This window comes from Yersinia similis (assembly GCF_001053095.1).
Classification (GTDB): domain Bacteria; phylum Pseudomonadota; class Gammaproteobacteria; order Enterobacterales; family Enterobacteriaceae; genus Yersinia; species Yersinia similis.
In genome coordinates, this window is the sequence record NZ_CGBP01000006.1 from 124,131 (window position 1) to 146,515 (window position 22,385).

Here is a 22,385-nt window from a genome sequence, read left to right on the forward strand (position 1 = left end):
CAAAAAGGGGGTAATGGGGACAGTTTATGGCCACGGGGCTGGCCTAATCAAGCCTAAGTAAGCGTATTATCAAGCAGATAACTTAACAGGCTGATCGTTAAAATCCGCAGCAGGTTCTAACTTCATGTCAATGGAGGCTAGCATCTCTTCGAGCCGCAGATGAAAATTACGCAGTGTGCTCTCAAGTTTATCCTGAACGTCAGGATCGCTAATCTTTTCCGCGTTCCAGTTACCTTCTTTATTAAATAATCCGAGTTGATAAACATAAGTAAAGCGACCAGCCGATGGCTCCAGTTCTATCCACCACCCCCAGAACTCACGTTTCTCTGGAGCAAGCTTCACATTGACGCATACAGCTAAACAATCAAAGAAAAAATGGTCGTTCTGGCACTGCCCTTCTCGCAGGTATGGCCCCAAAGCTGCAAAACGTTTCATAAGCTTACTTTTAGGATGAGCACTGGTTAACGTCATACTTAAATCTCCTTATGTAGACGCTCCTTTTTAGCAAACTATTAAAATTTAGCAACTCATTAACGCATTTTATCTTCTAACCATTCGCTGGTTTGCAATAATGCACGGTGGAAATTCTCATAGAGCGGTTTAGACGGGATAGCTAACAATTTCCCGTCAGCAGAAGAAGAGCAGATCAATTTAGCTTCTTCTTTCGGACTGAAAGGGTCATTCTCCCAAAAACCAGCCAGCATAGGTGTCTGACAACGCCGCCCCAGCAAACCTTGGGTTTTCAGCGAATAACGGTTCATTTCGGTATTCAGCGTCTCATCTGTCGCATCCGCCATACCCAACCGGCTAGCCATGACATCCATATACATATCGGGCACTTTGCGTTGGCTATCACTGTTACACAGCAAGTGATGAACAATAGGTCCAAAGCATGCGACTGCACGCACCCGTTGTGGTTCTAAATACCCCAAACGTACGGCCACGTTGGCCCCAAAACGAAAACCAAACACACTAACTCGCTGATGGTCAACCCACGGGACATCCACTAACGCCTGTAATACTTGCTGATGTAGATAACTGGTATCTTGCGTGAGTTTCCAGCGGGATGAGGCCCCCACAGAAGGCATGTCGATGGTCAACATCGCGATACCCCTGGGTGCCAGGTAATCACGGAATAGGCGGTGGTAATCACTTTGCAACGTATCCAGACCACCACACATCAGTACCGTTGGGAAAGGTGCGCTGCCAACAGTGGGCATGTGTAAGAAACCTGGCAACGAACCCCCATCCAAAATAGAAAACGTTAGCGCTTTTAAGGTGTACGGTAGATATTTGGCCGCCTCCTCATAAGCACGGTTTGACAGCACCTCTGCCTGCTCTGACAGCTCATCGCCCTTTAGATGTGGATAACCGGCAATACTGTACAAATTAGCCGCATTCAGCCAGAACTGACCTGCGTTCATCGGATCTGTTTCTTCCATCGCTTTTTGTTGCCACATCATCCCCTGATTGGCCCACTCATAAATCCAGTTACCATTACGGTAACCCACCACGGTATCCAATAACTCGTTATCACTGTGCTCCGCTTTGGAACAGGCAATACGCGACAAGACCTCTTCTATTTCAAGGGGATCAATACCACGCCAAGTCCAGATCAGGCGATTAATCATCCGATACCAATGGTTGGTGGTATCGCCATCCAACGCCGAATGGATATTCATGACGTGGTTGCAATGGCTGCGCCGTACGAGAGTTGAGGTTTCTGGATGTTTGAATTTGGGTTTGAACAGAATTTCAGAAAGGTTGGCTTGTGCCATGGTAACAGTAGCCTCCATAAGCCGTGAGTCAGGCCCAGTAAGGGCTGATCAGATGGAGTCAAGTGTACGCATACTGAAGGGAAAATGAAACGTCCGGCAGACACCGGACGTTTAAAGAACAGTAAATTATTTGCCGCTGAGAGGCGCGACAAAAGTCACCGCCATATCCCACGGTTGTTCAATCCACGTGTTCTGAGGAATATCGACCACGTAGTCATCAACTAATGGACGACCAGCAGGTTTAGCAAAAATAGTCACAAAATGTGCTTTAGGATACATTTCACGGATAGCTGTCGCGGTGCCACCAGTATCGACCAAATCATCAATGACGATAAAACCCTCTCCGTTGCCTTCAGCCCGCTTTAAGACTTTAAGATCACGTTGATTATCATGGTCATAGCTAGATATGCACACAGTGTCTACATAACGAATACCCAACTCACGCGCCAGAATACCCGCCGGTACTAGCCCACCACGGCTGACCGCGATGATACCTTTCCATTGCTCAGTTGGCAGTAAACGCTGTGCCAGTTTGCGGGCGTGAATTTGCAACATATCCCAGGTAACGACGTATTTTTCGCTCATAAAGTGTAATCCCAGCCAGTAAAGGAGTGGCTTGCCATGATAAAGGGGAAAAAAGGTTGCGCGAGATTATAGTGAGCCAGCGACATAAAAACCAGCAATTATCCGTGTAATTCGTCGGATCGAATGCCGTGGCAACCGTGATAACGCTGGCTAACAGTACGTTTTTTAACAACTGTTTACCCGCTATTGCCCGCAAAAATGCGTAATAAATTCATCTCTCAGCATCCATCCCCCATGGCGCTCGATAGAATGAACTCTGATTGCATCAGTATAATGAGCCATAACTTTTCTTACTCATATAAATCAGCTCATGCTGTAATTAACATTACTGCATTCAATTATTGCATTTGCAATAAACCCAGTAAAACTAATAATTGAAAAACATTTAACGCACTCATTCGGAATAAAGAATCAAGGAGGGTAAAATGCAACTCAAAATTCCCGAACCAGACAGCGTTGTGATTTGGGTTATTATTGGTATCTTCGCCACTTGGGGAGGTGTTGTTAGATTATTACTACAAGATACAAAATCTAAAAACCTCCGAGAGAAGATATCAGCAATATCAACACAAGTTATTGTCTCGGGTTTTACCGGCATGCTTGGTGGATTAATTAGCTTTGAGTATGGAAGCAGCCCTTATATATCCTTTGCCATGGCAGGCATCTTTGGTTCTTTAGGAGACACTGGCTTGCTGTATATACAATCCTACTTTATAAAAAGACGTCGATAATAAAAATAGGAGATAATTAATGGCATGAATTTAAATTAAAACCACAAATTAAAAAAACATAAAAATCACTCTGCATTCATTGGTGATTATAACCCCCCACTATTCTGGGCGGGGGGGGGGTAGGATAATGAAAAAAACTTACCAAAGTGCGATTTAATAGACCAACCGCATCATCACCTATTAAATAAATATCGTAAAAGGATAATAAAATGAAATTACATTTCAATGCACAACTACATCGAAAACCTATTTTGTGGAGTATGGGGGGGATATTAGCCTCACAACTTCTTGTTATGTTACCGGTCAATAAAGCAGAAGCGCACGGCGCGGTGGGTTTCCCTATCGCCCGACAATATCAGTGCCAGCTAGAAGCAGGATTCTGGGGAGACCCTGCTAATATTCCTAACTCAGATTGTCGACAAGCCATTGAGAACCCAGGTGATTCAAGCAATCCACAACTACCGTTTACACAATGGAATGAGCTTTCAGCAAACCCGACAAATCCAAGCATACAAGCCACTGTAGAACTCGCCGTTCCCAATGGTTTGCTCTGTGCGGCAGGTGATCCACGCAAAGCCGGACTCGACAATGTACCTGCCACAAAATGGCGAAAAACGCTTATTATTCCAGATGAAAATGGCCACATGCAGCTCCGTTGGGAAAATACAACGGCCCATAACCCCGCCTACATGAAGATTTATATTACTAAACCAAGCTACGATCTGACCAAAGCGCTACGCTGGGAAGATCTTGAGCTACTTTATGCGGATAAAGCTCCTACCCCAACGGCTGGGACCGGGCAATCTCCAAGTACGAATAGCTTTTATTTTCTTGATGTTCCGTTAAAAGGCCACACCGGGAATGCCATCATTTACAGCTACTGGCAGCGTGAGGATGCAGGCAACGAAGGCTTCTTCAACTGTAGCGATGTCAACATCAGCGAAGGGAGCACACCAAGTTTCCCATGGTTAAATAACAGCCAGTTTATCGTACAAGGTTTCACGCCAGCCATTAACGACCAAATTCGTTTCCGTGTGATGGGCGGGAGTGCTAAAGGCGCGGAAGTTGTAGATGTCCGTATCCCGATCACCGCACAGAATCAGGCACAAGCAGTCTGGTCAAAACAGCTGGCTGAGACACTGAATAATAACTACCCAGAACATGTCAGGATCGGCGTACGCTCTGGCAATGATATTGCCTACAATGCAGCTAATGTTGCAACAAACAGAGTGTGGCTACAAACAGGCTTCAGTAGCGCGATGAGTATCATTAGTGAAACTACTGAACCTGACCAACCACAGCCGCCAGTAGCGCAGATTACCGCGCCAAGCAGTGTACAAGATAATGAAACAATCGCGCTTTCTGCCAGCGCATCTACAGGACAGATCGCGAGCTACCGATGGGAGTTCCAGCACTTTGAACCAAAAGTTGCGACAACTCAAAATGTCACTGTAAGGGCTGTCGCTACTCAGCAACCTTTAGCTGGAAAAGTGACACTAACAGTCACCAACAATCAAGGTGTACAAAGCAGAGCTGAAAAGACCATCAATATCTTGCCGTCAGGCGGAATTGAACAAGAGTACCCACTGTGGGACCGTAACAATGTTATTTCTTATGGCCCAGGCACAACAGTAATAGGCTTGGATGGCCAAGCCTGGACCTGTAAGCCGTTCCCATACTCTGGCTGGTGCGCTCAAACTGTACCAGATAATATACAGAGCAATAACTGGCCATACGCACCAGGAAGTGCCGCTGCCGCTACATTGCAAGAAGGGCATCGTGCATGGTTGCAGGCGGTAAGAGCACATAACTAATCGTCTCTATCAGCGGGTATTATTCTATAATACCCGCTTTTTAATTCAGAAATATCATGCTAAAAGTAAAAACTAACCTATCTCTTAACATTAAAGTCTGATCATTTGGTTAAATCATCGAATAAAAGCATCTGCTATTTATATTGTCTAATATTACCAATCATAGTTAACTCACCTCTCATCGTATTACGATAAAATCAGTGACATTACATAAAATAAAATGTTGTAAGGACACCACTGATGAAAGCTGACGTCCCTCATTTCACCTGAGTAAAAATAGCACAGTTTGATCAAAAACCAGTCGAATAAAGTAGATTCATCATTTTTATAAAGATAAAACGTCCTCTAATCCATTATCTTTATAATGTTACCATGGCTCTTTCCTTAGAATATCCAACAGAACATATAAATCATAATAACAAGTTATTATTCATTAAAAAGTAGAGGATTACGAGAATACAGAGATAACTATTACTCACTATCACCCAGTAGTGGGAGTATATTTTCTTCAAAAACATCTTTATTATTACATAAATAGTAAGCATTGCTTTTTACTTTTAATTTCTCGCCTTTATGAACGAACGGAATCAGTTTAATATTATAATTATGCATGCTGATTAATTTTTTAACCGATGAAGGCAATATCCCTATCGCGCCTCCTTGATTTATTATTGATAGATGATCATTTACGTTAGGTAATGTGATCCTTATCGGGTTCAATTTTCTACTAATTAAATAGTTAGTTAACTCATCAACTACACTACTGACGTTTTGTCTTGGATATTGGACTAGAGGATAAGAAGAGATAATATTCTCTTGGCTCATACCATCCTTGTACATATCATCCTGCAATGCAATCATCATAAATTCATCACTTAATTTACGATGTATAATGCCATGCTCTTTTGGTAAAACTCTTTGAGAGAAAAATACTTGATATACATTCTCTCTCAGCATCTGGCTAATATCTTGACTCGTACTAACCTCCAGAGAAAAATTAACATTCTCTTCATTAAAGAACCTAGCCTTAGCAATTGGTAACAAATGAGCATAATGGAAAATATCGGTACCTATATTTAACTCCAATCTTTTTTCTTCTGAAGTGACATTTAATTTATGATTGCTGATTAACTCCTTTTCAAGTTCAATTATTTCGTTATATACAGGAATTATTTTATCGTATAAAAAATGCCCATTTGATGTCAGTAAAATTCCTTTACTGGTTCGAGTAAAAAGTTCACAGCCCAACTTCATTTCAAGCTCCTTTATATTTCGACTGAGAGGAGAAGCTGTGATGCACAGTTTATCTGCGGCCAGCGTAATGGATTCTTTTTGTGCGGTAATAATGAAATACCTTAAACTTTTAGATAATAAAAGCAATTACTCACCCCCAATTTAAAAATGTAAGGTTTACGCTTACTCTGCTGAGTAAGCCGGATGGGACAATTATTATATAAATCATAATATTGAACTCCTTAACATTGCAATTTTTAGCATGTAACTTATCAAAAATGGCAATGAAAATACTCAGCCGACCTAAAAAAAAGAAGGGGATGAAGCACTAAAACAGCTATTAAAGATAAATAATAACGATTTATTATGCTCTTTATATGTTATTTTACGATTGTAAATATTGACATTCAATATAAATATAGCCCCTTAGTCCATATCGCAACCAAAGCAAAGGATTTAATTCTTATTTAGTCGTGATGAATAATTCATTGCTCTCATGTTTTTACTTTTGACAGAACAAAATTTTATACTAACATCAACTAGAAGACTTTTATTTTACTGGTCTGTACCCGTTAAGTTAATGGTGTGCCCATAGGAAAAAAGTTACGAAAAAGAGATGGTAATCACTTTAAATTCCGAACTAAGATTTTCTCTTACTGGAATGAAAATCCTTAAAGTGGTTTTTTACAATACAATCACGACACGTGGACTTGACCATTTCATGTTCATAACATAAAAAACATTATCTTTAAGCCACCGCAATCAGCCACTCACGCCAATAGCCATAGAAACTCAATGGATAGAACAGATAACAACAACAAATTAAAAATATTTTTCAGTAAAAATTCAGCCCATGGCTAAAAATTACAACATGTCCATTGGGTGAGTTGAGACAGGTGAATAGTTTGAAATACAACCAGAACCCTATTAAATTTTAATGACGATGTTAATTTAGTTAAGGACACATAAGATATATGCATTTTTTCCATTAAAAATCAGATGGAACACACCACCACCTTATGGATAAATAATTAAGCAATATCATTGGGATTGTAAAAAAATGAATGTATCAGCATGGTGGGATGTTCAATGAAAATAGACTTATTATATACCCGTCATACTTCAAGCTGCATGTGCGTTGGCTGCCTTCGTTCGCACCGGTCACTTACTGGTCGTTGACCTGAAAATAAATAAGCTCCTGTGGATTAATGAGCCTCATCCCTGATGCTCCCACTCCGGGCAGTATAAATATGGGTTTCCGACCAATTTGTCGCTCAGCTACCGTCTTCCTGCAACTAAAATTATTTACGATATAAGTGGATAGCAGTAAAATTTGATAATTAGAATAAAAAATGGGCTATAGCCTCAAGTAAGAATCTCATTTAATGCATTAAAAGAGTTAATTACCCGAGACCAAGCCCATGAAGTAAACAATAAATATAATGAAATTAACCATTCATATACTACTGTTTTTATAATTCCTATTTATTCTTCATAAACATTAAATCGTAAATATAAAAAATTCAATTTCATTTTCTATCTTCTGCTATGTCATAAAAGATAAGTGGCGTAATAACTTAACTGTATCACAATGAATAATATAGTTTTTATGAGTGATGTGGCTTCATTAACAATATTGTTTTTACCTTTGACTCTGCAGATATGATACGCCTAAAGTCAATATCTACCGCCTTATAAACCATGCGTAGCCTAATCATTGTTTTAACTTCTTGTAAACGGCAGTCCTGATTAACATTAATACAAGCCTCCCCTTCTTACTTTTCATTTCCATGTTTTGCTCACCGCTCCCGTACTTTCAAATCACTGAGTTTTGTTCTGTGCGCATTTTGCCGACTTGTAGCATTGATGACCTTAAGTATGGAGCTTAGCCCTCATGGTAGAAGCAACCTAAAATCATTAGCTGAGTGTGTTATAATTCAAGTCAGTTATAGCAAGTAAGTTAAAATAAAGATTTAATATTATCCCTCATTAAATCTTTATACATCAATTAATTATAGCCCCATCACAGGAGACTTACAGTGTCTGAACTGTCTCAACTTTCACCTCAGCCGTTGTGGGATATTTTTGCAAAAATCTGCTCTATCCCACATCCGTCTTACCATGAAGAAGCGCTGGCACAACATATTGTTACCTGGGCCAAAGAGAAGGGCCTGCACGCCGAGCGTGATCAGGTCGGTAATATCCTGCTGCGTAAGCCTGCCACCAAAGGGATGGAAAACCGCAAACCTGTCGCACTGCAAGCGCATTTAGATATGGTGCCACAGAAAAATAATGACACGGTACATGACTTTACCAAAGATCCTATTCTGCCTTATATCGACGGTGAATGGGTCAAAGCCCGTGGTACCACATTAGGCGCAGATAATGGTATTGGTATGGCATCCGCTCTGGCAGTATTATCTGATGACAGCGTTGAGCATGGGCCACTAGAAGTGTTGTTAACCATGACCGAAGAAGCCGGTATGGATGGAGCCTTCGGCCTGCAACCTAATTGGCTGAAAGCCGATATTCTGATTAATACCGATTCTGAGCAGGAAGGCGAGATCTATATGGGCTGTGCCGGTGGTATTGATTTTATCACCACGATGGTACTGCAAAGGGAAGCTGTCCCTACGGGCTATCAAACACTAAAATTGACGATAAAAGGCCTAAAAGGCGGTCACTCAGGTGCAGATATCCATTTAGGGTTAGGTAATGCCAACAAACTGCTGGCCCGCTTCCTGTTTGAACAAGCAAAAGATTTAGATCTGCGGGTGCTGGATCTAAATGGCGGAACCTTACGTAACGCAATCCCAAGGGAAGGCCACGTAACACTGGCGGTTGCCGCAGACAAAGTAGAACAGCTGAAAAGCCTGAGCCAGAATTACCTGGCAACGCTAAAAGGCGAGTTGGGCGTGGTCGAAAAAAATCTGACCCTAGTACTAGAACCAGTATCTACCGATACGAAAGCACTGACTAAAGAGACTCAACAGCGTTTTGTCGCATTACTGAATGCCACGCCAAATGGTGTGATCCGCATGAGTGATGCTGTTAAAGGTGTCGTAGAAACCTCACTTAACGTGGGTGTTGTTACTATGAATGAGAATGAAGCAGAAATTGTCTGCCTGATTCGTTCCCTGATCGACAGCGGTAAAAACTACGTGGCCAGTATGCTGACAGCAATTGGTGAATTGGCGGGTGCCAAAACATCACCAAGCGGCGGCTATCCTGGCTGGCAACCTGATCCAACTTCACCGGTAATGGCACTGGTGCGGGAAACCTACCAAAAACTGTTCAACAAAACTCCCAATATCATGGTCATCCATGCCGGTCTGGAATGTGGTTTGTTCAAAAAACCCTATCCTAATATGGATATGGTGTCGATTGGGCCAACAATGACTGGCCCTCATTCACCGGATGAACAGGTTCATATTGAGAGTGTTGGCCAATATTGGCAGTTATTAACAGCCCTGCTGAAAGCCATACCTGAACGTACATAACCGTATTTAAGCGGCTTTATAGCCAAAATAATTACTGTTACAAGCAAAGCCCGATGAGCTGGTATACGTCAGTGATTCGGGCAAGTGAGTGCGGCTTAGACCGCACGGTAGCTAGCCCCAATCAAGCAATAATTGCCGTTCAAGTTGTGGATCCAGCAACGTAACATGCAGCCCTACCAAACGCACTCCCCGCTCGGTGCGCCGTTCATTCCATGCGGCGCGGGCAATTTGCAGTAAATCTGCTTTATTCAGCACCGGCCATACATGTTCTTGCGTGGTTTGCTGAAAATCATGAAATTTCAGCTTAACGCCCTGCCGGGCAATGTGCAGGTCCGGTTTTATCTTACGCAAACGTGTTTCCAGTTCAATATAGAGTTCTTCGATCAGCGCCTCACAACTTTCCCAGTCATAAATATCCTCGGCCAGTGTTTTCTCCACACCAACGGATTTACGTAGACGATCTGGGGATATTTCACGTTCATCAATACCGTGACTACGTTCCCACAATACGCGGCCAAACTTACCAAAATGTTTTAACAAGTCTGCCAACGGATATTTTTGTATATCGCCACAGGTTATCAACCCCACCGCTTGTAAACGTTTGGCGGTGACGGCTCCAACTCCGGGAATTTTACTCAGCGGTAAATCCTGTAGGAAGGGTTGGATCTGATTCGGTGTAATCACATACTGACCATTAGGTTTATTCAGATCTGAGGCGATTTTGGCAAGAAATTTTATCGGGGCAATCCCCGCGGAGGCTGTCAGGTTCAGCTCATTAGCAATGGACTGGCGGATCTCTTGGGCTATTAATGTTGCAGAGCCACCGCACGCAAGGCTATCAGAAACATCCAGATAGGCCTCATCCAGTGACAGTGGTTCAATCAATGGGGTATAACGGGCAAAAATTTCGCGAATATGCTGTGAGGCCTCTTTATAAGCCGCCATTCTGCCAGGCAGCAATGTTAACTGTGGGCATAGTTTAAACGCCATCGCCGTAGGCATAGCGCTGCGAACACCATAACGCCGGGCAGGATAATTAGCGGTACTGATCACGCCGCGCCGCTCCTTACTGCCACCAATCGCAAGGGGGATATCACGCAGGCGTGGGTCATCGCGCATTTCTACTGCCGCGAAGAAGCAATCCATATCGATATGAATAATTTTTCGCATGAAATCCCCCCTCGCCAACAAACAACTGTATAAGTATACAGTCAAAATGAAAGGGTTCAAGATTATCCTAATCTATAGTCGCACCGATTAGTTCATACAAGGAGAAGAACCAACTGAAGTGAATCATCCAACAAACTTTGGGTTTCAAATCAAAGAGAGCGGTAGCAATTCTCCTAATCAAAACACCATGAAATTACGCAGATAACCATATTGAATTTTTTTATTCCTTTTTTTAACACCCTTTCACTTATATTTAATGAAAAACCCTTAAATTCAACAAAGCTGAAAAGCATTAGTTATATGATTAACAGTCATCTCTAAGATTTATCATCAGAAAATGAATCGGAATTTTATATTATGCGAAATTATATAATGACTACCCTACTTTTATCGTCAACATTTACAGCTATCGCTCATACCCCTCCTCTTCCAGCACCACAAATTATTGCACATCGCGCAGGTACTGCCGATGCACCTGAAAATACCGTTCCTGCCATTAGTAAAGCATTGGCAAATGGCGCTGACGTTGTCTGGATTACATTACAACTTTCTAAAGACAATATTCCTGTATTGTATCGCCCCTCTGATCTTAAGGAATTAACCAATAAATCAGGGGCTGTCTCCACTTATACTGCAAGTCAACTGGCAAAAATTGATGCGAGTGTTGCCTATAACAAGAAGCATGATATCAAGCCCTCATCAGGCTCTCTCTTCAGTATTCCCACACTTGATGAGGTACTAAAAAAATATCCAGACACAACCTTCTACCTCGATATTAAATCTCCCGATGCCGACCCTATTGTCTTGGCAAAAGCACTACAAAAAACGTTGATGGCAACCTCTAAGGGTGAGAAAAATCGCCTGACACGAACCCGCGTTTACTCCACCAATGACGATTATCTGCATGCTTTGGATTCAGTAAATAAAAGCAGTGACCCCTCTCATAAGGTTCAACGCTTTGAAAGCCGGGATACCACCAGAACAGTATTAGCCAATATCACAATGGATCATCAATGTGACTTACCAACAGATAATAAAGAACGTTGGTATGGCTTAGAACTCCATCGTAAAGTTGAAGTTGTAGAAAAATACACCTTGGGTGAAGGGCGCTCTAGCGCAATATTAAGTTGGGATAAAGAGGCTATGGATTGTTTCCGAAAGAATGCTAATGCACACATTATTCTTTTCGGTATCAATACCCAAGATGATTATAAGAAAGCCAAGGAATTACAGGCAAATGGTGTCATGGTGGATTCACCAGCGCAGTTTAAAGAAATAATCAGTAAGAGTGAGAATGTGAATTAAAAATAGGCGCTGAATTTAAGCATGATAACTATTCGCTTGTTTAATCAAAAAAGTTAAAAAGACAATAATTGAACAACAAAGCCCCCGAACAATGATGCGTTGTTCGGGGGCTTTGCCTTGTCAGATAAAAAATAGATCCTGAATTCCTATGAGTCTATTTATTTTAAGAGCAATGGCCAATAAGTGATTCAGATGGGCGAACATAGCTACCCCCAGCAATGCCAAAGACAAAGGGTATCTTTATAGAATGCGAAGCTGATCTAGCTTCTTCTTACGTGCAGCCTCTTTCGCCAGCCGCTTTTTACGCGAATCACAAGGCTCTGGGCAATCACATACCTTCTCCATCCCCAGCGCCCCGATCCCTCCGCAACTACCTTGTATGGTTTTATGTTTGACGATATAACCTAGCGACATTCCCGCGATGGCTAACAGAAAAAATAAAAAGGATGCGATAAAGACAGTCAACATATCCCCTCCTGGCTAATGTTTTGCTTGTAGATAGGGTTTAAACGCACCTGAATACTGCTCTTCAAACCCATCATCTGTTTTGATGATCATCAAGACCGGGATGCTTAGTAAATTGGCTAATGCCATTCCCCGCTCTGGCCCAAGGACACCCAACCCGGTTGAGAGACCATCCGCCGTCATACAGCTTGGGTCTAAAACAGTGATAGAGACTAAACGGTGGTTAATAGGCCGCCCGGTATCAGGATCAATAGTATGAGAATAACGGATACCGTCCTGCTCAAAATAATTACGATAATCACCAGAGGTGGCTACCGCCATCCGCCCCGGTTCAATAATCTCCTGAGCACGTGGTGTAGAACCCGCGACTGGCTTTTCAATGGCAATACGCCAAGGCTTATTTTCTCCATTGTTACCACGGGTGCGAACTTCTCCACCGATATCAACCATATAGTCCTTGATATTCTGCGCCTCCAGATATTCAGCCACTACATCAACACCGTAGCCTTTGGCGATAGAAGAGAGATCAACATACAGTTCAGGAACACGTTTTATTAATGCATTCTTATCCACTGCCAGCTTATCAATCCCTACCCACGCACGACGCTGAGTAATTTCATCCTCGGTAGGTACGATATCCGGGCGCCCTTCAGGACCAAAACCCCATAAATTGACCAACGGCCCCACAGTAACATCTAAGCCTCCATCGGTCAGACGGTTAATACGGACGGCCTCTTGTACCACTTTGGCCGTCGCTGCCGATACAGGGAAAGGTTTATTCACCTCCCGGCTTTGATTAAAACGGCTCAATTCAGAATGAGGGCGATAAGTCGACATCTGGTCATTAACCTCCTCAAGGATGAGGTCTATTTCCTGCTGTAACTTCTCTGGGGCAGCCGTTGATGAATCACTCACATACTTAATAGAATAGGAGGTTCCCATCGTTTTGCCTTCAAGGCTGACCTGCTCAGGGCCACAACCACTCAGTAGCAGGCCCCCTATCACCACCATTAAACAACGTGTTATATACTTACGCACAATCGCCCCAACCACTGTGAATTCCCGAGTGATAGCCTGATCAGCCACCGAAATCATCAAGCATAATGTTATCGTCTTCTACGCCAAGATCTTTCAGCATCTTGATTACTGCTGCGTTCATCATCGGCGGACCACACATATAAAATTCACAATCCTCTGGAGCCGGATGATTTTTCAGGTAATTTTCCAGCAATACGTTATGAATAAAGCCGGTATAACCCGTCCAGTTATCCTCAGGTTGCGGATCAGACAACGCAACGTGCCAGCGGAAATTATCATTCTCAGCCTGTAACTGGTCAAAATCCTCTTCATAAAACATTTCACGCCGCGAACGCGCACCATACCAGAAGCTGATTTTACGTTTTGAATGTAGCCGTTTAAGTTGATCGAAAATATGTGAGCGCATTGGAGCCATACCGGCCCCACCACCAATGAAGACCATTTCCGCATCGGTATCTTTTGCAAAGAACTCACCGAATGGACCTGAGATAACCACTTTATCACCCGGTTTTAATGACCAGATATAAGAAGACATAATCCCAGGTGGTGCCTCTGGTACCGATGGCGGTGGCGTGGCAATACGCACGTTAAGCAGGATGATACCGTGCTCTTCCGGGTAGTTTGCCATGGAGTAAGCCCTCACGGTGGGCTCCGTGACCACGGATTCAAACCGGAACAGGTTGAATTTATCCCAATCACCACGATATTCGGCTGGCACGTCAAAATCGGCGTATTTAACGGTATGAGGTTCGGCTTCAATTTGGATAAAGCCACCCGCGCGGAATGGCACGACATCCCCATCAGGTATTTTCAGCTTCAGCTCTTTGATAAAGGTGGCTTTGTTATCATTTGAGATAACTTCACAAGTCCATTTTTTCACCCCGAAAATTTCTTCTGGCAACTCTATTTTCAGATTCTGTTTAACATTGACCTGACAAGCCAGGCGACAACCTTCTTTTGCTTCCCGTTTCGAAATGTGTGAAAGCTCCGTGGGCAGAATATCCCCGCCACCTTCTTTAATTGTTACACGGCATTGCCCACAAGAACCGCCACCGCCACAGGCTGAAGAAACAAAAATGCCATGGCTGGACAGCATATTGAGTAATTTATCCCCAGCCGGGGCAGTAAAGCTTTTATCTTCGTCTTCATTGACTTCAACTGTAATATCACCGGTATTCACCAATTTTGATTTAGCGAATAAAATCATCACCGTCAGCGCAAGCACGATGAGGGTGAACATGACTACGCCCAGAATTATTTCCATGAATTATTCCTGCCTTTATAGGTTCACACCGGAGAAAGACATAAAACCTAATGCCATCAATCCGGTTGAGATAAAGGTGATCCCTAGCCCCTGTAAGCCCGCAGGCACATTGGCATATTTCATTTTTTCGCGGATCCCCGCTAATGCAACAATCGCCAGCATCCACCCCATACCGGAACCAAAGCCATAAACAATTGATTCAGGGAAGTTGTAATCACGCTGTGCCATAAACGATACGCCACCAAAAATGGCGCAGTTCACAGTGATTAGCGGCAGAAAAATACCCAGCGCGTTATATAACGCAGGGAAATAACGGTCGAGGATCATTTCCAACACCTGAACAATGGCGGCAATGACCCCGATAAAGGTAATAAAATTCAGGAAGCTGAGGTCAACCCCCTCAACCAAAGCGCCATCTCGCAGAACCAGGTTATAAACCAAATTATTGGCTGGCACGGAGATGCCCAGAACAACTGTTACCGCAATGCCTAAGCCAAAGGCCGTTGACACTTTTTTTGAGACGGCCAGGAAAGTACACATTCCCAGAAAGAACGCTAACGCCATATTCTCCACAAATACTGCGCGGACAAACAGACTGATATAATGTTCCATCGTCAATTACTCCTTCTCAATCTGCGCAGGCTTCAGGGTCCGTAGACCCCAAATCAGCAGACCAATAATAAAGAATGCACTAGGTGCCAACAGGAATAATCCGTTAGGCAGATACCACCCACCATTTTGCACGGTTTCCAATACTGTCACGCCAAATAGCTTGCCTGAGCCAACCAGTTCGCGGACAAAACCAACCAGAACCAGTATTACACCGTACCCCAGACCATTACCGATACCATCCATAAAACTTTCAATTGGCGGTGATTTCATCGCATAAGCTTCAGCACGGCCCATGACAATACAGTTAGTAATAATCAAGCCGACGAACACCGATAACTGCTTGGAAATTTCATAGGCATAAGCACGTAATACCTGGTCTACCACAATCACCAGCGAAGCAATGATGACCATCTGAACGATAATCCGTACGCTGTTTGGGATATGATTTCGAATCAATGAGATGAAGAAACTCGAAAACGCAGTAACCAGCGTTACTGCCAGAGTCATCACTAATGCTGTCTCCAGCTTAGTGGTCACCGCCAGTGCTGAGCAAACCCCAAGGATTTGTAAGGCAATCGGGTTGTTATCAAATAATGGGCTTAATAAGACCCGTTTAATCTCTTTGCTATCAGCCATTTTTTAACGCTCCTTCGCGCACTTTTTTCAGGAACGGGCCAAAGCCGTTTTCTCCGAGCCAGAAGTCAAAGCTATTCTGTACGCCATTGGAGGTCAGTGTTGCTCCTGACAGGCCATCAACCGCATGGGGATCATTGGCAGGGGCACGTCCTTTAACGATGCGAATAGCGGGCTGCCCTTGGTCATCAAACAACCGTTTACCGATCCATTGATTGCGCCAGATAGGGTTCTCAATTTCGCCGCCAAGTCCTGGCGTTTCCCCATGATCATAATAGGTAATTCCCCGCACGGTTTTACCATCTGTATCAATAGCAACAAAGGCATACATCATCGACCACAGACCTGAGCCATAGATCGGCAAAATAACTTTGTTAATCTGCCCACCATCACCACGCACTAGATAGATTTCAACCACATTAGCCCGGCGACGGATACCGGCAATATCTTGTGCAGGTGTCAGCGCAATACTCATTTGGTTATCACGCAGTGCCTGAGAACGGTCAAAAGTGGCGGGGTCTTGCTTGAGGAATTCGCCACTTTGCAAATCCAACAAGCGCGGTTCTATCCGTGTCGCAAACGCCTGCTGAACCTCTTCGGCTGGCATTCTCGGTTGCAGTAAACCGGCCACGGCTAAAATATTACGCTGCTTATCCAGTAGACGCTGTTCCTGCTGTTTGGCTTTCAAGCCAACGGCAGCACCGGCGACGACCACTGAACACACCAGACACAAAATCACCACCACCAGCAATGTTTTGCCAATGCTGTCATTATTTCTTGGTTTATCACTCGCCACGGGCTTTCCTCCGTTTGATGTTAGCCTGAACAACCACATAGTCGAACAGTGGTGCAAACAGGTTGGCGAATAGGATCGCCAGCATCATTCCCTCCGGATAAGCCGGATTGGCTACTCTGATTAAGATACACATCACACCAATCAAGCCGCCGTACCACCATTTCCCTTTATTGGTAAAGGATGCCGATACCGGGTCAGTTGCCATAAAGATCATGCCGAAAGCAAAACCGCCGAGGACTAAATGCCAATACCACGGCATAGCAAACAGAGGGTTAGTCGTTGAACCGATCCAGTTAAACAGGTAAGCGGTGGCAATCATCCCAATCATTACCCCAGCAACAATACGCCAGGACGCCACGCGACCAAAAATAATAATCGCACCGCCAATCAAGATCATTAACGTGGAAACTTCACCAATGGAGCCAGGGATATAACCCAGAAAAGCATCCATCCATGTGATAGGTTGCCCACTAACCGTATTGACCAAACTGTGGCTACCATTAACGCTCCACTGTGACAGTGGTGTTGCCCCAGAGAAACCATCGGCAGAAGTCCAGACCAAGTCACCGGAAATCTGTGCCGGATAAGCAAAAAACAGAAAAGCGCGCCCAGCCAATGCAGGATTAAGGAAGTTACGCCCGGTGCCACCAAAAATCTCTTTGCCGATAACTACACCGAAAGAGATCCCCAAAGCCGCTTGCCATAATGGCAACGTAGGGGGAACAATCAGGGAGAACAGAATCGAGGTAACGAAGAAGCCTTCATTGATTTCATGCTTACGGACGATGGAAAAGACCACTTCCCAAAAGCCCCCGACCAGAAAGACCACCGCGTAGATCGGCAGGAAATAAGCTGCCCCTAAGAGCATCTTACTTGCCCAGCCAGCATCTGGAGTCAACGATGCCCCCAGCATTTGTGCTAACCGATAGTGCCAGTCACCTGCAATAACCTGTTGCAGCTCCGCACCACTATAAAGTTGGTTTAAGGCCGGAATAGCCTGGTAACCGACGTTATACATCCCCCAGAACATCGCAGGGAATACAGCGAACCACACCAAAATCATCATCCGTTTCAGATCGATAGCATCACGAACATGGGATGCACCCGGCGTCACTTTACCCTGGGTGTAAAAAATGGTTGCGGCAGCTTCATACAGCGGATAGTACTTTTCTAATTTCCCACCAGCTTCAAAATGGTGTTCGATTTTCTCAAGAAAATTTTTCAGGCCCATCAGTTATCCTTCCTGCTCAATCTGGGTCAGTATGTCGCGCAGTACCGGACCGTATTCGTACTTACCGGGACAAACAAAAGTACACAAAGCCAGATCTTCTTCGTCCAACTCCAAACAACCAAGTGCTTGTGCGCTGTCGGTATCACCGGCCAATAAATCACGCAGTAGATGGGTCGCCAAGATATCCAGTGGCATGACCCGCTCATAGTTGCCAATTGGCACCATGGCGCGCTCACCACCGTGCATATCAGTCGAGAAAGCAAACAATTTGCGCTTGAAGAAGTGGCCCAGTGTCGTGCGGGTAATGGAGTATTTATCGCGCCCCGGCATCACCCAACCAAATAACTCTTTTTCACGCCCTTCGCGGATAACAGAGACTTGATGATGAAAACGCCCCAAATATCCATGGGTAGCAGAGAACGCGGTACCGCTGAGGACTGAACCTGAAATAATGCGGTTATCACCCTCTTTTAGTTTACCAGCGGTCAGTTCAGATAAGCTGGCCCCTAAACGAGTACGCAATAAAATAGGTTGATTCACCTGCGGCCCCGCCAAAGCGACGATACGGTCAGTACACAACTCACCACGGGTGAACAATTTACCGATAGCAATTACATCCTGATAGCCCACATGCCAAACCATTTTTGTCTGACTGACTGGCTCAAGAAAATGAATATGTGTACCCACCAGACCCGCAGGATGAGGGCCGGAGAATTCATTGTAAGTCACTTGCGTATTTGTATGGCGGGTCACAGCCTGCCCTGCTGCATGGCAAACGTGTACTTTACCATCCGTCAGCCGCGTCAATACGGTCAAACCATGGTTGAACGCCTCTGATTCAGTGGCAATGATAACCTGCGGATCTGCCGCCAACGGTTGAGTATCCATCGCACTGATAAAGATAGCGCGCGGGCGGCTACCTGGAATAGGTGTTTTACTGAATGGGCGAGTCCGCAGCGCAGTCCATAAACCGGATGACAACAGATGGTGTTGAACCTGCTCATCGCTCAGTTGATTAAGCTCATCAGCAGTATAATGCTCGAAAGGGATTTGTTCATCACCTTCAACTTCAATCACCACCGATTGCAATACTCGACGCTCACCACGGTTGATAGCACTGACTTTGCCACTGGCAGGGGCGGTAAACAACACGCCCGGATTCTTTTTGTCTTCAAACAGCGCCTGACCTTTTTTAACCTGGTCACCTTCTTGCACCAACATTGAAGGACGCATACCAACATACTCTTCACCGAGCAGTGCCACATGATGAATCGCTGGACCATCTTGTATCGTCTGAACGGGGGCTCCAGTAATGGGGAGATCTAGCCCTTTCTTTATTTTAATCATAGGTTTAAACGACTTCATTAGTGATATCAAATGCTGCACATAAACCCTGAAGCGTACAGCTACGTAAAGATGAGATACTTCCACTGTTCAATTAAGCGGCGGTGCAATACTGGATTGTCAGAGAATCATGCGCTTTAACTGAAAGAGAGCTGAAATTTAATGCTGATACCCGAACTCAATATGTGAGGGTGAAAATAGCTGAAACAGCCATTACACAAGCAGGTCACCAGCAGCGGGGGATTTTAGCATTTTCCGCTGATACTGTCTGGCAAATGCAGTGACTTAGCTCAAGCAAACACAAATAATTTATCGCTAAATTTTATGAATACTCGGTAAAATCGTATTATTAATTCATTTTTACCGATGTTGTACTTATTTTATACAAAACATATATTGCTAAAAAATTTCTGACTGATAATCTGCACCTATAAAAAACCTACGGCTATAACCTAGGATCAACGGCATTTTTAATATCAATATTAAGTGGGAATCATTATGGGCAAAATCGCGCTGTTATTTGCGATGATAATTTGCTTGCCTGCGGTATCCTTCACCAGCTCAGCCAGTGAGCCAGTGGCAGTATCCAAAGAGCTAAAACAGCAACTACTGGGGTCGTCGGTCTATATTCAGATATTCAAAGAAGAGCGTATCCTGGAGTTGTATGCCAAGCTGCAAGGCGAGTATCGTTTGGTGCAAAGCTATCCTATTTGTGAATTCTCAGGAGGGCTTGGGCCGAAACGCCGTGAAGGGGATTTCAAAAGCCCTGAAGGCTTTTACAGCATTAATACGCGCCATTTAAAACCCGACAGTCAGTTTTATCGGGCCATTAATATTGGCTTTCCAAATGATTATGATAAGTCGCAGGGGTATTCAGGAAAATATCTGATGATCCACGGTGCTTGTAAATCAATTGGCTGTTATGCAATGACCGATGCCTATATGGATGAGATATTTAACTACGTGAAAACAGCGTTTATATTCGGTCAGGAAAAAGTGGATATCAGTATCTACCCCTTCCGTATGACGGAACAAAATATGCAACGCCACCGTAATTCGTCCTATTCCAGCTTCTGGCGTCAACTGCAACCGGGATATGCCTATTTTGTCAAAAACCGGATGCCACCGCCCGTTTCAGTTAGCAACGGGCAGTATGTGTTAAGCCCGCCGCCGCTCACTAGTGCGCCAGTATCGCAATTGGCACTAATTAAAACCGACCCGCTCACCAAGACAGAATAAGGCAAATTCACCTGGTGCAATTTTGTGCCAGGTTTCATTACCGGTCAGTGGCTGGGTCGCAATCACCGTGACCACATCTTTAGGTGTGGTCTGCTGCTGAAAATCGATCTCAACATCTTGATCCAGCAACGTAGCTTTGCCAAAAGGCGCACGGCGGGTTATCCAGTAGAGATTAGTTGAGCAATATGCCATCACAAAACGGCCATCTGATAGCAACATATTAAATACCCCTTTGGCCCGTAATTGCTCGGATAAACTAGCAATAAAACGGAATACCGCAGGCCAGTTACCAGGGGTTCGGGGGTAGCGTTTTGCTAATTGATTGAGTAGCCAACAGAAAGCATATTCACTATCCGTCTGGCCGATGGGCCGAAAAGTCCCGGTCTCCAGTTGGCGGTACCCCTTAAGCTGACCATTATGTGCATAGGTCCAGTTACGCCCCCACATTTCACGGGTGAAGGGATGGGTATTTTCTAATGCGACTTCCCCCCGATTTGCTTGACGGATATGGGAAACCACTGCACAGGATTTTATCGGATAATCTTGCACCAAGCGGGCAATCGGCGAATTAAAACTGGGTTGAGGGTCTTTAAACGTGCGGCAGCCATTACCTTCATAGAAAGTAATACCCCAGCCATCTTTATGCGGGCCAGTCCGCCCACCACGCTGCACCAGACCGGTAAAGCTAAAGCAAATATCCGTGGGCACATTTGCGCTCATCCCAAGTAATTCGCACATAACCAACCTCCGCGACTCATCTGATACATGACCTGCCCTCTGATAAACAAGCCGTCATCTAATAGACAAACAGTAAACTAATATCCAACCAAGCCAGCAATAAAACAGGCATTACCTTTGGCGCTTTATGAGGTAACCAGAATGTTCACAGAAGATTGAGGTGATCGACTTGATTAATATCGCTGTTGATCACCCCAGCACATCAGGCTTTTACCATCTCTTTTTCGATCAACTGAATCAAGATGTGAATGACTTTGATATGAATTTCCTGAATACGATCGGCATAACCGAAATGAGGAACACGGATTTCAATATCCGCAGAACCGGCCATTTTGCCGCCATCTTTCCCCGTTAGCGTGATAACTTTCATGCCTTTAGCACGAGCAGCCTCAATCGCCTTAATGATATTACCAGAATTACCTGAAGTAGAAATGCCCAGTAACACATCCCCCTCACGACCCACAGCTTCAACATAACGAGAGAAAACATAATCGTAGCCAAAGTCATTACTGACACATGACAGATGGCTGACATCCGAAATTGCAATCGCGGGGTAACCGGGGCGGTTTTCACGATAACGCCCCGTCAACTCTTCGGCAAAATGCATGGCATCACAATGGGACCCCCCATTACCACATGACAATACTTTGCCACCCGCCTTGAAAGAGTCAGCCAGCAATACCGCGGCCCGTTGAATGGCATCAATATTGCTCTCATCTTTCAGAAAGTTTGCCAGCGTGTCTGCAGCTTCGTTCAATTCACTACGGATTAAATCGTGGTACATGAAGGCCTCTTTATGTGTCCTATAGCATCAATATTTTTCCTCAATCAGTGTACCGGATAGCATAAACAGCGAGAAGCACTGTGATGCATTAGCATGAAGGCTTTATTCTTTAATGCGACCAGTTT

The 22,385-nt window shown here is 44.2% G+C and carries 21 protein-coding genes; 6 read left to right on the plus strand and 15 right to left on the minus strand.

Going from position 1 to position 22,385, the window contains the following annotated elements:
• Nucleotides 1-69: 69 nt before the first annotated feature.
• The 3 genes from crl to gpt form a co-directional block, all read right to left on the minus strand.
• The gene (gene crl, locus AC971_RS06865) at nt 70-471 is read right to left on the minus strand and encodes a sigma factor-binding protein Crl (protein ID WP_025382788.1); all 402 of its coding nucleotides are present in this window, start codon (nt 469-471) and stop codon (nt 70-72) included.
• A gap of 59 nt (nt 472-530) precedes the next feature.
• Entirely contained in the window at nt 531-1,778 is a 1,248-nt protein-coding gene (gene frsA / locus AC971_RS06870; RefSeq protein WP_025382787.1) for an esterase FrsA, read from the minus strand.
• Nucleotides 1,779-1,904: 126 nt separating this feature from the next.
• Nucleotides 1,905-2,363, minus strand: coding sequence for a xanthine phosphoribosyltransferase (gene gpt, locus AC971_RS06875; RefSeq protein WP_025382786.1), 459 nt, complete (start codon nt 2,361-2,363; stop codon nt 1,905-1,907).
• Nucleotides 2,364-2,788: 425 nt separating this feature from the next.
• On the opposite strand from gpt, the gene AC971_RS06880 reads away from it, so the two are divergent.
• Together AC971_RS06880 and AC971_RS06885 are read left to right on the plus strand one after the other, a co-directional pair.
• Nucleotides 2,789-3,094 carry a phage holin family protein gene (locus AC971_RS06880; protein WP_025382785.1) on the plus strand — a complete coding sequence of 102 codons (306 nt, stop codon included), beginning with the start codon at nt 2,789-2,791 and terminating at the stop codon, nt 3,092-3,094.
• 209 nt (nt 3,095-3,303) lie between these two features.
• A complete protein-coding gene (locus AC971_RS06885) occupies nt 3,304-4,908 on the plus strand; it encodes a lytic polysaccharide monooxygenase (protein WP_025382784.1) in 1,605 nt (534 codons plus the stop codon).
• A 471-nt stretch (nt 4,909-5,379) separates the two neighbouring features.
• On the opposite strand, the gene AC971_RS06890 is transcribed toward AC971_RS06885, so the two are convergent.
• Nucleotides 5,380-6,288 (minus strand): LysR family transcriptional regulator, encoded by a 909-nt coding sequence (locus tag AC971_RS06890; RefSeq protein WP_071825477.1) that lies wholly within the window; start codon nt 6,286-6,288, stop codon nt 5,380-5,382.
• A gap of 1,892 nt (nt 6,289-8,180) precedes the next feature.
• Between AC971_RS06890 and pepD the strand changes: the two genes are divergently transcribed.
• Nucleotides 8,181-9,641: a beta-Ala-His dipeptidase gene (gene pepD, locus AC971_RS06895; RefSeq protein WP_025382782.1), complete on the plus strand. Its 1,461-nt coding sequence runs from the start codon at nt 8,181-8,183 to the stop codon at nt 9,639-9,641.
• A 111-nt stretch (nt 9,642-9,752) separates the two neighbouring features.
• Here pepD and dinB read toward each other — a convergent pair whose 3' ends face one another.
• Nucleotides 9,753-10,811, minus strand: coding sequence for a DNA polymerase IV (gene dinB, locus AC971_RS06900; protein WP_025382781.1), 1,059 nt, complete (start codon nt 10,809-10,811; stop codon nt 9,753-9,755).
• Between the two features lie 372 nt (nt 10,812-11,183).
• On the opposite strand from dinB, the gene AC971_RS06905 reads away from it, so the two are divergent.
• On the plus strand, nt 11,184-12,116 hold the full coding sequence (locus tag AC971_RS06905) for a glycerophosphodiester phosphodiesterase family protein (protein WP_231572998.1): 933 nt from the start codon (nt 11,184-11,186) through the stop codon (nt 12,114-12,116).
• 240 nt (nt 12,117-12,356) lie between these two features.
• Here AC971_RS06905 and nqrM read toward each other — a convergent pair whose 3' ends face one another.
• The 8 genes from nqrM to AC971_RS06945 are packed head-to-tail and all read right to left on the minus strand — an operon-like array spanning nt 12,357 to nt 19,502.
• Nucleotides 12,357-12,584: a (Na+)-NQR maturation NqrM gene (nqrM, locus tag AC971_RS06910; protein ID WP_025382779.1), complete on the minus strand. Its 228-nt coding sequence runs from the start codon at nt 12,582-12,584 to the stop codon at nt 12,357-12,359.
• Between the two features lie 12 nt (nt 12,585-12,596).
• Nucleotides 12,597-13,619, minus strand: coding sequence for an FAD:protein FMN transferase (locus AC971_RS06915; protein WP_072081397.1), 1,023 nt, complete (start codon nt 13,617-13,619; stop codon nt 12,597-12,599).
• A gap of 40 nt (nt 13,620-13,659) precedes the next feature.
• The gene (gene nqrF, locus AC971_RS06920) at nt 13,660-14,883 is read right to left on the minus strand and encodes an NADH:ubiquinone reductase (Na(+)-transporting) subunit F (RefSeq protein WP_025382777.1); all 1,224 of its coding nucleotides are present in this window, start codon (nt 14,881-14,883) and stop codon (nt 13,660-13,662) included.
• A gap of 15 nt (nt 14,884-14,898) precedes the next feature.
• Nucleotides 14,899-15,495 carry an NADH:ubiquinone reductase (Na(+)-transporting) subunit E gene (gene nqrE, locus AC971_RS06925; protein WP_025382776.1) on the minus strand — a complete coding sequence of 199 codons (597 nt, stop codon included), beginning with the start codon at nt 15,493-15,495 and terminating at the stop codon, nt 14,899-14,901.
• A 6-nt stretch (nt 15,496-15,501) separates the two neighbouring features.
• On the minus strand, nt 15,502-16,131 hold the full coding sequence (locus AC971_RS06930; protein WP_002208714.1) for an NADH:ubiquinone reductase (Na(+)-transporting) subunit D: 630 nt from the start codon (nt 16,129-16,131) through the stop codon (nt 15,502-15,504).
• Complete coding sequence (locus tag AC971_RS06935; RefSeq protein ID WP_025382775.1) at nt 16,124-16,924, minus strand: Na(+)-translocating NADH-quinone reductase subunit C; 801 nt, start codon at nt 16,922-16,924, stop codon at nt 16,124-16,126. Before AC971_RS06935 ends, AC971_RS06930 begins: the two co-directional genes overlap by 8 nt.
• Nucleotides 16,914-18,155: an NADH:ubiquinone reductase (Na(+)-transporting) subunit B gene (locus AC971_RS06940; protein WP_002208716.1), complete on the minus strand. Its 1,242-nt coding sequence runs from the start codon at nt 18,153-18,155 to the stop codon at nt 16,914-16,916. Before AC971_RS06940 ends, AC971_RS06935 begins: the two co-directional genes overlap by 11 nt.
• Before the next feature lie 3 nt (nt 18,156-18,158).
• Nucleotides 18,159-19,502 (minus strand): Na(+)-translocating NADH-quinone reductase subunit A, encoded by a 1,344-nt coding sequence (locus tag AC971_RS06945; protein WP_025382774.1) that lies wholly within the window; start codon nt 19,500-19,502, stop codon nt 18,159-18,161.
• Between the two features lie 101 nt (nt 19,503-19,603).
• Here AC971_RS06945 and AC971_RS25070 point away from each other — a divergent pair, with 101 nt between their 5' ends.
• Both AC971_RS25070 and dpaA read left to right on the plus strand, forming a co-directional pair.
• Nucleotides 19,604-19,783 carry a hypothetical protein gene (locus tag AC971_RS25070; RefSeq protein ID WP_071825476.1) on the plus strand — a complete coding sequence of 60 codons (180 nt, stop codon included), beginning with the start codon at nt 19,604-19,606 and terminating at the stop codon, nt 19,781-19,783.
• Nucleotides 19,784-19,997: 214 nt separating this feature from the next.
• Nucleotides 19,998-20,738, plus strand: coding sequence for a peptidoglycan meso-diaminopimelic acid protein amidase (gene dpaA / locus AC971_RS06950; RefSeq protein ID WP_025382773.1), 741 nt, complete (start codon nt 19,998-20,000; stop codon nt 20,736-20,738).
• On the opposite strand, the gene AC971_RS06955 is transcribed toward dpaA, so the two are convergent.
• Nucleotides 20,703-21,476: a class II glutamine amidotransferase gene (locus AC971_RS06955; RefSeq protein WP_025382772.1), complete on the minus strand. Its 774-nt coding sequence runs from the start codon at nt 21,474-21,476 to the stop codon at nt 20,703-20,705. The genes dpaA and AC971_RS06955 overlap by 36 nt on opposite strands.
• Nucleotides 21,477-21,678: 202 nt before the next feature.
• The gene (gene lpcA, locus AC971_RS06960) at nt 21,679-22,260 is read right to left on the minus strand and encodes a D-sedoheptulose 7-phosphate isomerase (RefSeq protein WP_025382771.1); all 582 of its coding nucleotides are present in this window, start codon (nt 22,258-22,260) and stop codon (nt 21,679-21,681) included.
• Nucleotides 22,261-22,385 lie beyond the last annotated feature (125 nt).